This is a genomic window from Streptomyces sp. NBC_00691 (genome assembly GCF_036226665.1).
GTDB lineage: Bacteria > Actinomycetota > Actinomycetes > Streptomycetales > Streptomycetaceae > Streptomyces.
In genome coordinates, this window is sequence record NZ_CP109007.1 from 3,267,639 (window position 1) to 3,282,232 (window position 14,594).

The 14,594-nt window shown below is 74.1% G+C and carries 11 protein-coding genes; 5 read left to right on the forward strand and 6 right to left on the reverse strand.

Features of this window, described 5'->3' with window-relative positions; translation table 11 throughout:
* The first annotated feature begins 141 nt into the window (after nt 1-141).
* On the forward strand, nt 142-597 hold the full coding sequence (locus tag OG392_RS14645; protein ID WP_329287269.1) for a metallopeptidase family protein: 456 nt from the start codon (nt 142-144) through the stop codon (nt 595-597).
* A gap of 52 nt (nt 598-649) precedes the next feature.
* On the opposite strand, the gene OG392_RS14650 is transcribed toward OG392_RS14645, so the two are convergent.
* From OG392_RS14650 to OG392_RS14660, 3 genes are all read right to left on the reverse strand, one after another.
* Nucleotides 650-2,191, reverse strand: a complete 1,542-nt coding sequence (locus OG392_RS14650; protein ID WP_329279405.1) for a DUF5719 family protein — start codon at nt 2,189-2,191, stop codon at nt 650-652.
* A complete protein-coding gene (locus tag OG392_RS14655; RefSeq protein WP_329279407.1) occupies nt 2,188-5,946 on the reverse strand; it encodes a glycosyltransferase family 2 protein in 3,759 nt (1,252 codons plus the stop codon). The genes OG392_RS14650 and OG392_RS14655 overlap by 4 nt, the downstream gene beginning before the upstream one ends.
* Nucleotides 5,947-6,221: 275 nt before the next feature.
* The gene (locus OG392_RS14660; RefSeq protein WP_015033978.1) at nt 6,222-6,485 is read right to left on the reverse strand and encodes a WhiB family transcriptional regulator; all 264 of its coding nucleotides are present in this window, start codon (nt 6,483-6,485) and stop codon (nt 6,222-6,224) included.
* A gap of 701 nt (nt 6,486-7,186) precedes the next feature.
* On the opposite strand from OG392_RS14660, the gene OG392_RS14665 reads away from it, so the two are divergent.
* The 4 genes from OG392_RS14665 to OG392_RS14680 all read left to right on the forward strand — a co-directional run bounded on the left by OG392_RS14665 (nt 7,187) and on the right by OG392_RS14680 (nt 10,619).
* Nucleotides 7,187-7,708 (forward strand): cysteine dioxygenase, encoded by a 522-nt coding sequence (locus tag OG392_RS14665; RefSeq protein WP_329279409.1) that lies wholly within the window; start codon nt 7,187-7,189, stop codon nt 7,706-7,708.
* Between the two features lie 13 nt (nt 7,709-7,721).
* Nucleotides 7,722-8,687 (forward strand): 2-phospho-L-lactate transferase, encoded by a 966-nt coding sequence (gene cofD / locus OG392_RS14670; protein ID WP_329279411.1) that lies wholly within the window; start codon nt 7,722-7,724, stop codon nt 8,685-8,687.
* Entirely contained in the window at nt 8,684-10,030 is a 1,347-nt protein-coding gene (locus OG392_RS14675) for a coenzyme F420-0:L-glutamate ligase (RefSeq protein ID WP_443054778.1), read from the forward strand. The genes cofD and OG392_RS14675 overlap by 4 nt, the downstream gene beginning before the upstream one ends.
* An 88-nt stretch (nt 10,031-10,118) precedes the next feature.
* Nucleotides 10,119-10,619, forward strand: coding sequence for a hypothetical protein (locus OG392_RS14680; protein ID WP_329279413.1), 501 nt, complete (start codon nt 10,119-10,121; stop codon nt 10,617-10,619).
* 14 nt (nt 10,620-10,633) lie between these two features.
* Here the strand turns inward: OG392_RS14680 and OG392_RS14685 are convergent, their stop codons facing one another.
* The 3 genes from OG392_RS14685 to OG392_RS14695 all read right to left on the reverse strand — a co-directional run bounded on the left by OG392_RS14685 (nt 10,634) and on the right by OG392_RS14695 (nt 14,521).
* Nucleotides 10,634-11,599, reverse strand: a complete 966-nt coding sequence (locus tag OG392_RS14685) for a DNA-3-methyladenine glycosylase family protein (protein WP_329279415.1) — start codon at nt 11,597-11,599, stop codon at nt 10,634-10,636.
* 208 nt (nt 11,600-11,807) lie between these two features.
* Complete coding sequence (locus tag OG392_RS14690; RefSeq protein WP_329279418.1) at nt 11,808-12,890, reverse strand: NDP-sugar synthase; 1,083 nt, start codon at nt 12,888-12,890, stop codon at nt 11,808-11,810.
* A 104-nt stretch (nt 12,891-12,994) separates the two neighbouring features.
* On the reverse strand, nt 12,995-14,521 hold the full coding sequence (locus OG392_RS14695; protein ID WP_329279420.1) for a peptidoglycan recognition protein family protein: 1,527 nt from the start codon (nt 14,519-14,521) through the stop codon (nt 12,995-12,997).
* Nucleotides 14,522-14,594 lie beyond the last annotated feature (73 nt).

Here is a 14,594-nt window from a genome sequence, read left to right on the forward strand (position 1 = left end):
GCGGACCGCGAATCGGGCGGGCGAAAGGCCGGAACGTTCAGGTTCGGGCAGGAGGGGGAGGGGGGTCTCCGGGACACCCGGGAACGTGGCGAGGATGCGCCACGGTGCGCGGGCACCGATGAGCGTTACGCTGCGTCAGTGATGGACAGTCCTGTGCCGCCGAGCCCCCCGCACCACTCCACGGAGCCCCCGGCGGAGCCCCGGGTGCGTCGCCGCGACCGGCACGGCCGCGGGATGCGGGGACCGGTCGCCCCGCCTCAGGTGCCGCTCTCCACGAGCCGGGCCGACACCTTCCGCGATCTCGTCCTGGACTCGGTGGAGCGTCTCGAGCGGCGCTGGCCGCAGCTCGCCGACGTCGAGTTCCTCGTCATGGAGGTGCCGCCGACGGTGCCGGGCGAGACGGTGCCGCTGGGCGGATCGGCGGCCGCCGAGAAGGGCGATCCCGCCCGGGTGGTCGTCTACCGGCGGCCGGTCGAGATCCGCTCCAAGAACCGGGACGAGCGGGCGCTCCTCGTGCACGAGGTCGTCGTGGAGCAGGTCGCCGAGCTCCTCGGGCTCTCCCCCGAGTCGGTCGACCCCCGGTACGGGCAGGACTGACCCACGGGGCGGGCCCGCGCGTGGGAACCGCCCCGCCCGTGCCGACCGCCCCCTAGTCCAGGACTCCCAGGTCCTGGCGGGCCGACGGGACCTCGACCGTGCCCCGGTCGTCGACGAAGGTCTGGATCGTGAACGCCGGGGCGCCGTCCAGCGGTACCGCCAGCGTCCTCGACGCGTACACCCTGCCGCCCGAGACCGGTTCGACGGTCAGCGCGTAGGAGCCCTTGAGGCCCTGGGGGACCAGGTCGGTCAGGGCCGTCGTCGTGCCCTCCTTGACCGTGACCGTCTTCGTCACGGGTGTCCCCCCGCCGGAACCCGCCGAGGCGGTGACCTTCACCTGGGCCGCCGCGCCGACGGCGGTCAGGGCCAGCGTCGTCCCCTTGGCCCTGTTGTCGGCGATCGTCGCGCGGGCCGAGATCGCGCCGGTCGCCGGTACGAACGCGACCTCGGTGTCGTCGCCCTTGCCGCGGACCACCCGGAGGGCGGCCACGACCGGGACGGGCTTCTTGGGGTCCGCGGCGCTGAGCATCAGCGAGCCCACCTCGCCGCGGGTGAGGTCCGGCAGCTCGACGGAGGCCGTCATCCCCGACTTCACGTGCAGGGAGCGGGCGCTCGCCGGGACGATCGTGCCGTTCTGGGTGACCAGCTGGATCTTCAGGTCGGCGTCGTCCTCGCCCGGGACGAACGCCACCAGGCGGACGGCGGTGGCGTCGGCCGGGATGCCGGGGAGCACGGCGGTGCTCGCCGGGTCAGCCGAGGCCGCGAGCCAGTCGCTGCCGAGCTTCTCGTCGGCGGAGCCGATGGCCGCGCCGACCCGTCCGCTGCGGGTGGTGACGTGGACGGTGACGGACTGCTGCGCGGCCTCGGCCGTGAGGGTGGAGAGCAGCACGGGGACCGTGGAGTGGGCGGGCACCGGGATGCCCTCGGTGAACTGGGACTTGAGGACGCCCTCGGGGCCGTACAGCTGGATGTCGGCGACGGCGGCCGTGTCGTCCGGGTTGGTGAGGTGGACGTAGTCCTGGCGTTCCTTGGCGGTGGAGGCCGCGGGGAACCAGAAGTCGGTGTCGGGGGCGCCGCAGCCGAGGCCGAGGAGGCCGCGGGCGCCGCCCGCCGGGACGAGGGTGGTCTGCTGGACGGTCCAGCCGGGGGCGAGGGTGCCGGTCGCCGCACCGGTGAGGGCGGGGGCGGCGGGGCCGTTCGCCGCGGCGGTGACGGGCTTGCCGGGGGCGGTGACGGTGCCCGGGACCTTCGGGGCCGTGGCCTTCTTGCCGCCCGTGGCGGCGCCGCCGGAGGTCGTCGCGTTCGCGGCGGGCCGCAGCTGGGCGGTGGCGGCGGACGGGTCGGCAGCGCCGGAGCCGCCCGTGCCGCCCTTCGCCGGGTCCGTGCCGGGCGGGGTGTACGAGGTGTAGAGGGTCTCGGCCACCTCCGAGGTGCTGGGCACCGGGCAGGCCAGGCCCGCGCGCGCGACCGGCAGCCGGGTGGGCGCCTTGGCCTGGGGGGCGGCGGAGCCGTCCGGGGTGGTGAGGGACGCGAAGCCGGTGACGGCGGCGAGCGCCGTGGCACCCGCGATCAGGGAGAGGGTCGTGCGCTTCACTGGTTGCTGCTCCCGTCGGGACGCTGCTCGGTCTCGTGGCCCTGGGGGTGCCCGTAGCCGTAGCCGTACGGGTCGTACTGCTGCGGGTCGTACTGCCCCTGTTGCCGCGGGTCGTACTGCTGCCCGCCGTACTGGCCCTGCTGGGGGTCGTACGGCTGCTGCTCGTAGCCCTGGTCGGCGTAGGGCTGCTGCTGGTCGTACTGCTGCGGCTGCTGCTCGTAGCCCTGCTGGGGGTACGCGTACGGCTGCTGCTGGTACGGGTCGGCCGCGTACTCCTGGTAGTAGCCCTGCTCGGCGTACGCCTGGGGCTGTTCCTGCGGGGCGCCCTGCGGCTGGTCCTGGGCCGGTGCGTAGGCGGGGTCGTAACCGCCGCCGCCGTCCCATTCCCCGGGTTCCTGGTTCTGCTGCTCCGGGATCGCGGTGGTCTCCGGAGCCGGGTCCTGGCCGCCGGCCTCGGCGGCCTCGCCCTCCGCCTCGGCCTCCGCGGCGGCGCGCAGGCGGCGGGCACGACGGCCGTCGCCCTCGGTCGCCTGGGCGGGGATGGCGAGCTCCTCCTCGGGGAGGTCGTCGTCGATCTCGCGGCGCCGCCCGGGCAGGGCGAGGACGAGGAGGACGACGGCGAGGCCGACCTGGGCCCAGATCCACGCGCTGTGGGTGAGCGGCTGGTCGTACGTGAGGTCGAGGCGGCCGGCCTGGGCGGGAAGCTCGAAGCCCTGGGCCCAGCCGTCGACGGTGGTGCGGGTCAGCTCCTTGCCGTCGAGGGTGGCGGTCCAGCCCTCGTCGGCGCGGTCGGCGAGGCGCAGGACGCGGCCGGCGGGGCCGGCCGGGATCTCGGTGTGGGCCTCGACGGGGCCGGCGGCGACGGCGACGGGGGCGGTCGGCGCCTTGGCCGGGTCCGCGGTCCCCTGCGTCGCGCCTTCCGGGGTCTTCGCCGCCGGCGGGACGATCATGACGCGGGCGATCTCGCGGTCCACGCGCCAGAGCGCGCTGCCGTCGAGCTGGCTGAGGCGGCTGAGTCCGGGGGTGGAGTCGAGGACGCGGCTCATCTGGCGCGGTGCCCCGTCCCGTACCAGGACGTAGCGGATCGCGTAGCCGCTGAGCTGCTGGGTCTGGTCGGCGCCGGAGCCGGCGACCAGGTGGGCGACGACGCCGTCGAGACGCGGGTCGTCCGCGGCGGTCTGGGTGAGTTCGGCGTCGCCGAGGCGGGCGCCGGAGCCGCGGACCAGGGTGTAGGTGACCTCACCGGGCGACGTGCCGCCCAGGACGAGGGTGCGGGGCTGGTCGCGGGTGCCGGACTCCTCGGCGACGAACGCCGGGACCTGGACCGGGTCGCGGCGGGTCAGCGGGCCGTCGGCCCCGGCGATCATCCAGCCGACGGCGGCGACGGCAGGGCCGAGGGCGCAGGCGAGGGCGATCAGGGCGGCGACGGGCTGGCGCCAGCCGAAGCCGTGGGCGGCGACGCGGGTGCGGCCGCCCTCGGCGCCGATCATGCCGGCGGCGATGAGGGCGGCGCCGTAGACGAGGGTGGCGGGTCCGGCCCAGCCGGTGCCGCCCGCGCCGTTGGACAGGGCGGCGAAGAGGAGGCCGGCGAGGCCGGCGGCCCAGGCGGCGCGGACGGCGAGCTGCCGCTCCTCGCGCAGCAGTCCGGCCAGGCCTGCGAGGACGAGGCCGGCCAGCAGGAGGCCGCCGGTGGTGCCGGGGCCGCCGGGGCTCGTGCCGAGCAGGTCGAGCGCGCCGGCCGTGCCGGTACGGATGTCGAGGCCGGCCTCGCGCAGGAACGCGGCCGGGTCGGTGAGCAGCGTCAGCGACCAGGGGGCGAGGACGAGGAGGGGGGTGCCGACGGCGGCCAGGAAGCGCAGCCCGTACGCGGTGATGTCGGAGCGGCGGACGACGAGCACGCCGAGCCCGAGGAGGACCGCCAGCGGCCAGACGACCGGGGTGAACGCGGTCGCGAAGGTCAGCAGGAAGGTGTACGCCCAGGTGGCGCGCCAGCTGCCCCGGTCCGGCCGGTTGAAGCCGTGGGCGGCGACGGCGGCGCGGGCCGTCAGCGGCAGCAGGATCGCGAGGACCGCGGTGCCGAGCCTGCCGGTGGCGAGGGCCCCGGTGACGGCGGGCAGGAAGGCGTACGCGATGGCGCCCCAGGCGCGCAGCAGCCGGGACTCGACGATGCCGCGGGCGGCGAAGTACGCCGTGAAGCCGGCGAGCGGGACGGAGCAGACGAGCAGCAGGGTCAGCGCGGTGGAGGTGGAGCCGAGGAAGAGCGCGGAGAGCGCGGCCAGGACGGCGAGGTACGGCGGGGCGGTCTGGGTGCCGCCGGTGCCGAGGGCGTGCCAGCCGTCGGCGTACCGCGACCAGAGCTCGGAGACGGTGTCGGGCGCGGGGAGCAGGGCGCCGCCGGCCAGCGAGCCGCCGGCGAAGAGGTTGCGGGAGGCGACCAGGGAGATGAGGAGCAGGAGGGCGAAGAGGACCGGGCCGGGCTTGCGGGCGATCTTCTTGAGCCGGGCGAACTGCTCGATCTCCAGGTAGTCGGCGTCGTCGCCGCCGGGTCCGGACTCGACGACGCCGTGGCGGGAGCCGCCGGAATCGGCCTCGGAGCCGCCGAAGTTGGCGGTGAACTGTTCGGCGGCGGCGCGGACGGTGGCGCCGGGCGGCGGGAACAGGGGGCGGAGGTCACCCGCGGGGACGACGGGGTTCTTGCGGCGCTTGCGGGCGGCGAGGATCTTCTCCGGGCGCAGCAGGGTCGCGAGGAGGCCCATGACCTCGTCGACGGCCTGCCCGGGGACCTTGCCGACAAGGTAGGCGAGGGTGCGGAGCAGGGTGCTGACGACGAGCCGGACGAGGACGTACGGGAGGGCGGCGCCGCGGCTGTTGGCGAGGAGGGTGTAGACGGCGCCGGCCTTGTCGACCCGGTGCGGGTTGGCGGCGGTGCGTCCGGCGCAGTCGACGGTGCGGCGCTCGCGGGCGGAGGCCTCCGCGTGGCGGAGGACGGCGTCGGGGGCGATCAGCACGCGGTGGCCGGCGGAGTGGGCGCGCCAGCACAGGTCGACGTCGTCGCGCATGAGGGGCAGGCGGCGGTCGAAGCCGCCGAGCTCCTCGAAGACGTCGCGGCGGACGAGCATGCCCGCGGTGGAGACGGAGAGGACGGAGCGGACCTGGTCGTGCTGGCCCTGGTCCTGCTCGCGGCGGTCGAGTCCGGTCCAGCGGCGGCCGCTGCGGGCGATGGAGACGCCGGTCTCCAGGAGCTGCTTGCGGTCGTACCAGCCGCGCAGCTTGGGGCCGATGACGGCGGCGTCCGTGTCGGAGTCGGCGACGCGCAGGAGTTCGGCGAGGGCGCCGGGCTCGGGTGCGCAGTCGTCGTGGAGCAGCCAGAGCCACTGGACCGGTTCGCCGTGCGGGAGTTCGGGGAGGTCGTACGCCTCGTCGTTCCAGGTCCGGCTGACCGGGTCCCAGCCGCTGGGGCGCTTCAGATAGTCGAGGTCCTCGGGTCCGAGCACGGGCGCGGTGCGGACGGCCTCCTCGACGGCGGCGCCGAAGCCGGTGCGGCGCGCGAGGTGGAGGACGCGATCGGCGCCGATGGCGTCGGCCAGGAGCTGCGCCGAGTGGTCGGCGCTGCCGGTGTCGGCGGCGACCACGTTCTGCACGGGGCGTTCCTGGGCGAGCAGCCCGGCGAGGGCGTCCGGCAGCCAGCGGGCGCCGTCGTGGGTGACGAGCACGGCGGTGACGACGTGTCGCGGAAACTCAGGAGTCGAGGACATCGAGCTACGGGCCCTCCGGCCGGGGTCGCCCGCGGGGGGCGTGGGAAGCGTCTCGGACGGAGGCCCACACTAACGGCTGCACGCGGAGCGGTCCGCCGCCCTGTGGACAGAGCGGGAGGAAGGGTTTCCCGCCGCGCACGCGGAACGGTCCGCCTCCTGTGGGTGAACCACAGGAGGCGGACCGTTCGGTGCGTCCTGGTGTACGCGCCGTGGCGCGCGGGGCCGGGCAGGCTTCGCGCGGGGCCCGGCAGGCTCCGCGCGGTGCGAGCGGCGGCTCAGACCGCTGCCTTCTTCAGGCGGCGTCGCTCGCGCTCGGAGAGGCCGCCCCAGATGCCGAACCGCTCGTCGTTCTGCAAGGCGTATTCGAGGCATTCGGAACGGACCTCGCAGGCGAGGCAGACCTTCTTGGCCTCTCGGGTCGAGCCGCCCTTCTCGGGGAAGAAGGACTCGGGATCGGTCTGGGCGCACAGCGCGCGCTCCTGCCAGCCGAGTTCTTCGTCCGCGTCCTCGACCAGCAGTTCCTGGAACAACTCGGTCATGTGCGCCCCTCGTCTGTTCTGTGCGTCCCCGTGGTCTTGCCGTTGCGAACCCGGCCGAACGACACGAGTGAAATTACAAGTTCGTGCTCTGCGCGAGTCAAGCCGAGATCTGCTATTGGGCCTCGTATTCACTCTGCGGAACCAAGCCTATGCGGAAAGTGTTCAAATCACCAAAAACCGAGACACATGCCACCGGCCTGGATGCGCCGCGCGCAGCCCTCTCAGGGGAGGACGTCCGAGACTTGGATCTTGTTGCGATCCAGCCATGGAAGCGATCCGGATCACAGTCCGATCACGGACCAGCCGGGGACCGCGTGGTGACCGAGCGTGGTCGCTCACGCGGGTGCCGCCATGTTTACGGGCACGCTTGAAGCGCCATCTGTCCTGGTCCGCGGCTGAACAAACCTTTCTCCGCGCACTGTAACCGGATGAGGTGAAACATTACCCCCAAATCGGGCATTGAGTTGACAGTCGGGTACCGTTCCGGCCACCTTTGGTGGCATGCCAGCGACCGCAGCGCTCTCCGCGACCCACCGCCGTGGGTTCCGCAGCGCTGTCCAGGCGCGCTGTTGCTGTTGCTGTCCCAGCTGTTGATGCCGTAGAGCTCCAGCTTTCTCCCCCAGCGTCACCCTGCGTCACTCGCGTCACCTCTTCTCCGTGACCCCCACCGCTTCTGTTTCTGCTGAGGAACCTCCCCACCCATGAACATGGACAGCGACCTTCAGATCGCCGGCGACATCCTCGAGGTCCCGCACCTCCTCCAGCCCGAGCGCGTCCACCCCGAGACGGTGGCCGAGTTCGCCGGACTGGCACGCTCGATCGCCGACGACCGCGCCCAGTGGGCCCCGTACGTCGAGTACGACGCCACGACCCGCTGGTACCACCGGCTGCGCACCGGCCCCGGCTACGAGGTGTGGCTGCTCTCCTGGGTGCCCGGTCAGGGCAGCGGGCTCCACGACCACGGCGTCTCCTCCGGCGTACTGACCGTCCTGGAGGGCGAACTGACGGAGCGTACGGAGCGGGGCACGCGGGTGCTCGCGCCGGGCTCGGAGCGGGTGTTCGCGCCGGGGTACGTCCACGAGGTCGTCAACGACTCCCTCGAACCGGCCGTCAGCCTGCACGTCTACTTCCCCGGCCTCACCGAGATGCCGATGCACGAGTCGCTCCAGGCGCAGTGCGCCCCCGTCCCCGCCCCTCTCGCCCCGGGTGCCGTCGTCGCCTGACAGACTGCTGCGCATGCGCATTGTGGTTCTGGCCGGCGGTATCGGTGGTGCCCGTTTCCTTCGCGGCCTCAAGCAGGCCGCGCCGGACGCGGAGATCACGGTCGTCGGCAACACCGGTGACGACATCCATCTCTTCGGGCTGAAGGTCTGCCCCGACCTGGACACGGTGATGTACACCCTCGGCGGTGGCATCAACGAGGAACAGGGCTGGGGACGTACGGACGAGTCCTTCACGGTCAAGGAGGAGCTCGCGGCGTACGGCGTCGGACCCGAGTGGTTCGGCCTCGGCGACCGGGACTTCGCGACCCATATCGTCCGTACGCAGATGCTCGGAGCGGGCTACCCGCTGAGCGCCGTCACCGAGGCGCTCTGCGCCCGCTGGCAGCCGGGCGTACGCCTCCTCCCCATGTCCGACGACCGCGTCGAGACGCATGTGGCGATCGAGGTCGACGGCGAGCAGCGCGCGGTCCACTTCCAGGAGTACTGGGTGAAGCTGCGCGCCTCCGTCGAGGCGAAGGCGATCGTGCCGGTCGGCGCGGAGGCGGCGAAGCCCGCGCCGGGCGTCCTCGAAGCCATCGCCGAGGCGGACGTCATCCTCTTCCCGCCGTCCAACCCCGTGGTGAGCGTCGGGACGATCCTGGCCGTGCCCGGGATCCGGGAGGCGATCGTCGCGGCCGGGGCGCCCGTCGTGGGCCTCTCCCCCATCGTCGGTGACGCGCCCGTGCGCGGGATGGCCGACAAGGTGCTCGCGGCGGTCGGCGTGGAGTCGACGGCGGCGGCGGTCGCCGGGAACTACGGCTCCGAACTCCTCGGCGGCTGGCTCGTCGACACCGTCGACGCGGGCGCGGTCGCGGACGTCGAGGCGGTGGGCATCCGCTGCCGGGCGGTCCCGCTGATGATGACCGATGTCGAGGCGACGGCCGCGATGGCACGGGCGGCCTTGGCGCTCGCGGAGGAACTGCGGTGGCTGACGCGGTGACTGATGTGACTGTGGGGGCATCCGGGGCTGTAGGGACAGCCGGGGCGGCTCCCTCGTACCGCGTCTGGGCGCTGCCCGGCCTGCCCGAGGTGACGGCCGGGGACGACCTGGCCAAGCTGATCGCCTCCGTCTCGCCGGAACTCGCCGACGGGGACGTCCTCCTCGTCACCTCCAAGATCGTGAGCAAGGCCGAGGGGCGGGTGATCGCCGCCGACGACCGCGAGGAGGCCATCGACGCCGAGACGGTACGGGTGGTGGCGCGGCGCGGCACCCTGCGGATCGTCGAGAACCGGCAGGGGCTCGTCATGGCCGCCGCCGGGGTCGACGCGTCCAACACCCCCTCCGGGACCGTGCTGTTGCTGCCCGAGGACCCCGACGCCTCGGCACGGCGCATCCGTTCGGGCCTGCGTGACGCACTCGGCGTCGACGTGGGCGTCGTCGTCACCGACACCTTCGGGCGGCCCTGGCGCGGCGGACTCACCGACGTGGCGATCGGCGCGGCCGGGGTGCGGGTGCTCGACGACCTGCGCGGCGGGACCGACGCGTTCGGCAATCCGCTGAGCGCGACGGTGGTCGCCACGGCGGACGAACTCGCAGCCGCGGGCGACCTGGTGAAGGGCAAGGCGGCCGGTCTGCCGGTCGCCGTCGTCCGGGGCCTTCCGCACGTGGTGGGCGGGGACGAGGAGCCGGGGGCGCGGGCACTGGTGCGCGACGCCGCCGACGACATGTTCCGGCTGGGCACGTCGGAGGCCGTACGGGAGGCGCTGACGCTGCGGCGGACCGTACGGGAGTTCACCGACGAGCCGGTCGACCCGGGGGCGGTACGGCGCGCGGTCGCGGCGGCCCTGACGGCGCCGGCCCCGCACCACACGACGCCCTGGCGGTTCGTGCTCCTGGAGTCGGCGGAGTCGCGGACACGGCTGCTCGACGCGATGCGGGACGCGTGGATCGCGGACCTGCGGCGGGACGGGCGGTCCGAGGAGTCCGTCGCCAAGCGGGTCCGGCGCGGGGACGTCCTGCGCAACGCCCCGTACCTGGCGGTGCCCTGCCTCGTCATGGACGGCTCCCACCACTACGGCGACCCGCGCCGTGACACGGCCGAGCGCGAGATGTTCGTGGTGGCGGCGGGTGCGGGCGTCCAGAACTTCCTGGTGGCGCTGGCCGGTGAGCGGCTGGGCTCGGCGTGGGTGTCCTCGACGATGTTCTGCCGGGACGTCGTACGGGAGGTCCTCGATCTGCCGGCCGACTGGGACCCGCTGGGCGCGGTGGCCATCGGACGGGCGGCGGGGGCGCCGAAGGAACGGGCGGCGCGGACGGCTTCGGGGTTCGTCGAGGTGCGGTAGGCCCGTCCCTCCGGAGTGCGGAAAGGACCTGACCCGAGACGGGTCGGGTCGCTACCCTCGCCTCCTGCCGCGTGCGACAAGGGGGGCCGTGTCCACATCCAGTGCTGCGGGGCTGAGGCGGTGCGTCGTCTGCGCGATGCCGGTCAGCCCGAAGAAGCTCGTCCTCGTCCGTGACAACCGGCCGGCGCACCGCGCCTGTCGGCCGGTGACGGGCGTGCCCGTCCGGGTCGCGGCCGAGGCGGCGGCCGCGGCCGCCGCCCGGAAGCCGAAGCCGCCGAAACCGATGAACCGGGCCGAGATGCTCCGCCGCATCGACGAACTGCGCAGGCGGGACGCGCGGAAGGCGGCGGAACAGGGCCGTGGGAAGGCCGGTGCGGTGGGCGGTGGCCGTGGGGCGAAGCCCGCGAAGCCCGCGAAGGATGTTCCGGCGCCTAGGGCGGGCGGCTCCCGGGAGGCCGGGCGCGGTCAGGGGCGTACGCCCTCCTCGGGTGTCCGCGCCGCCGCCCCCGCCGGGCCTCAGCCGTACTACGGCGTCGAGATGAAGTCCGTCGGCGGTCGGTGGGTGCAGATGCATCCGGAATCCGAGTAGGGCACGGACAGGCCCTAGATCCGCGTGATGTCTCCCGGCGTCATCCGGGGCGCCCGGCGGGGTGGGACCCGGCCGCTGAGGAGGATCAGGCGGGCCGCCCGGTGGCGTTGGCCCGCGTACGGGGCCAGCAGGTCGAGCATCGCCTCGTCGTCGGTCGTACGGTCGCCGGCCAGGGCCCAGCCGACGATGCCGGGGAGGTGGAGGTCGCCGGTGGTGACCTCGTCCGGGGCGCCGTTGCTGCGCTGGATCGTCTCCGCGCTCGTCCACGGTCCGATGCCGGGGATCAGCTCCAGGCGCGCGCGGGCCGCGGGCGGGTCCATGAGGACGGCCTCCTCCAGGCGGGCCGCGACCCTGGCCGCGCGGACGATCGTCGCCGAGCGCTTGCCGTCGACGTTCGCGCGGTGCCACTCCCACGACGGGATCTGCGTCCACGTCCGCGCGTCCGGCATCACGTACATGCCCTCGGGGACCGCCGGGCCCGGCGCGGGCTCGCCGTACTTCCGTACGAGGTGCCGCCAGGCTCCGTACGCCTCCGTCGTCGTGACCTTCTGCTCCAGGATCGTCGGGATCAGCGACTCCAGGACCAGGCCGGTACGGGTCAGGCGGAGACCGGGGCGGCGGCGGTGGGTCGCCAGGAGCAGCTTGTGGCGGGGGACGAAGGCGGCGGGGTCGTCATCGGCGCCCAGCAGCGCGGGGGCGTTGTCCAGGAGCCAGGTCGCGCCCGGGCCCCAGGCCTCGGCCCCGATCTCCCCGTCACCGGGTGCCACCCGGATCGTGCCGGGGCCGTCGGGGGTCCGGCTCGCCCGCCAGACGGAGCCGTCGGGGGTCACCCGGAAGGTGGGATCGGCGGGGCCGCGGCGGAGCGGCCCGAGGGTGAGGCCGAGATCGAGGGGGGCGTCGGCGGGCGTGGGTACGGGGGTGTGGCCGCCGCGGATCGTGGTGCGCGTGGTGGGAGCGGGGGGTCTGAAGCGGCCGGCCATGGGTACGAGCGTAGCCCGGCGGGTGGGGGTGGGGCGGGGCCGCTCGTTGGGCAGGGGGGGCCGCCGCGCCCTCGTCGTCGCCGGCCTGCTGGCCGCGCGGCCTGGTGGGCACGTGCCGTGCCTCCGCCCCCGGCGAACCCGCACCCGGTCGCGTGGTGCACGACGGGTGCGGGCCGGGGCGCGGCGGGGGCGCCCGCCGTGCGGTGGGCTACTGGTCCGACGAGAAGCGGATCGTGGCGGCGGGGAGGGTGGCGTCGCACCAGACTCTTGTCCCGTCGCGGAGTTCGTTGTCCGGGCCCACCTGCGCCCCGTCGCCGATCACCGCGCCCGCCAGGACCGTGCGCGCGCCGATGCGGGCGCCCGCGCCGATCAGGGAGTCGGTGATCACCGCGCCCGGTTCGACGACCGCGCCGGCCAGCAGCGTGGAGCCCGCTATGCGGGCGCCCTCGCCGACGACCGCGTCGGCGCCGACGACGGTGCCGCCGGTCAGCTTGGCGTCCGGGGCGACGCGGGCCGAGGGGAGGACCAGGCGGTCGCCGCAGCGGCCCGGGACGGCCGGGGAGGGCGCGCGGCCCAGGACCAGGTCGGCGGAGCCGCGGACGAAGGCCTGCGGGGTGCCGAGGTCCAGCCAGTAGGTGGAGTCGACCATGCCCTGGAGGTGGGCTCCGGAGGCGAGCAGTTCCGGGAAGGTCTCCCGTTCGACCGAGACGGGGCGGCCGGCGGGGATCCTGTCGATGACCGAGCGCCGGAACACGTACGCGCCCGCGTTGATCTGGTCGGTGACGATCTCCTCGGGCGTCTGCGGCTTCTCCAGGAAGGCCGTGACGCGGCCGGTGGAGTCCGTGGGGACGAGACCGAAGGCCCGCGGGTCCTCGACGCGGGTGAGGTGGAGCGAGACGTCCGCTCCCGAGGAGGAGTGGGTGGCGACGAGGGCCTGGATGTCGAGGCCCGTCAGGATGTCCCCGTTGAAGATGAGGACCGGGTCGTCGGGGCCCGAGTGCAGTCGCGAGGCGACGTTGCGTATCGCGCCGCCGGTGCCCAGGGGCTCCTCCTCGGTGACGTACTCCAGGCTGAGGCCCAGTGCGGAGCCGTCGCCGAAGTGCGGCTCGAAGACCTCGGCCAGGTAGGAGGTGGCGAGCACGATGTGCTCGACGCCGGCGGCGCGGGCGCGGGCCAGCTGGTGCGTCAGGAACGGGACGCCCGCCGCCGGAACCATGGGCTTGGGCGTGTTGACCGTGAGAGGTCGCAGCCTTGTTCCCTTGCCACCGACCAGGAGGATCGCTTCTGTCACCTTGTCGTCTCTGCTTCCTGTTCGGGGCCGGTCGGCTCGCCCGTCTCGGTCGTCCGTGCGATATGACCGGTCAGTTTAGGCAGATGGTTGCCCCGATGACCCCATCAGCTCCTCCCCTGGTACTTCGCCGAGCTCGTGCGGGCCGTTCCGAGCTTGCTGTAGAGCCGTGCTCCGGGGCACTCCGTCGCGAACCCGTCACGGTGTCCCGCGATGGCGTTGAACTTGACCGTGCTGCCCTTCTTGTACAGGTTTCCGCCACCGGAGACGAGGTAGGCCGCAGCCTTCGGATTGACCCCGTGGAGCCCGAGTTTCCAAGCCGTCAGACGGGCGACGGCGGTCACCACGGCGGCCGGCGGGGCGCTCTTGGTGAAGGTGCCGAGAACGGCGATGCCCATGCTGTTGGTGTTGAACCCGAGGGTGTGCGCGCCGAGGACCGGCTTGGCCACTCCCCCGGCCCGGCCTTCGTAGATGTTTCCGCACTTGTCGACGGCGAAGTTGTAGCCGAAGTCTCGCCATCCACTGCTCTGGACGTGGTAGCGGTAGATACTGCGCAGAACGGAGGGCGCCTGGGCGCAGGTGTAGTTGTTGCCGGTGGCGCTGTGGTGCACGAAGGCGGCCTTGATGGTCTTGGTGTAGACGAAGCCCTTCTCGCGGATGCGCTCGTCCGCGCCCCAGCCCTTACGGGTGATGATCTTGGGCTGGGGGCCGATGTACGGCTTCGCGGCGGCCATCTGCCCGGGGGCCTGGGCCTCGGCGGGGGCCCGCGGCGCGTCCGGGGCGACGGGGGCGGCGGCCGGCGGGGCCATCGCCACTGCGGGCGCCTTCGGCAGGTACGGAAGCGTCAGCTCCGTGGCCGCCTTCGACAGGGCCGGGATCCAGGCCGCGCCGTACGGGGCCAGCTGGGCGTTCACGCCGCTCACCGCCGCCTCCGCCGCGCTCAGGCCGGCCGGCGCGAGCGGGCCCGCCGTCGCGCGGGACCACGCGGCCGGCGACACCTGGCCCGCGGCCTCCTCCCGAACCTGTCCCCGGACCTCATCCGGGGTCCCGCCCGGGACTTCTTCCGGGGTGCCGCCCGGGACCTCGCCCGGGTCGACCAGTTCCAGCCGCAGGCCATCGGGGAGCGGCTCGTCCCCACGGACCCGGATCTCCACGCCGTCCGAGTCGCCGACCCACAGCGGGGCCGTGGACCCCTTGAGCGCCCGCCCGTGACCTTCGGCGGTGTCCGGGTCGGCGCCGTGTTCGTCGTTGTGGGTCTCCACGTCCTGCCACTCCGACCAGGCGCCGCCCCCGGTGGCCCGGGTGCGGACCTGCACGACGCCGTGCAGGGCGGCCGACGGGTCGTCCCACACGACACCGACGAGGGAGAAGGGCCTGACGTCGCGTCGGGTGAGTCCCTGGGCGTCGGCGTCGTCCGTCCCGCCGCCCACGGCCCGGTCGCCGGCGCCCAGTGGCTCCAGTGGCAGGGACTGGGTGGCGCCGGGCACTTCGGGCGCGGGTGGTTGTGCGGAGACCGTCGGTGGCAGCCCGAGCGCCGACGGCACCGCGGCCGCCGCGGGTGCGGCGAGAGAGACCGGCAGGGCGAGGACCGTCGCGCAGGTCACGGCGATCGAGGAGGCGAGTGAGGCACGCATGGGCCGATCGTGCGTACCCCGGGGCCGTTCCGCGCGTCGGGATTCCGCCCGGAAACCGCCGCCCCGTCGGGCC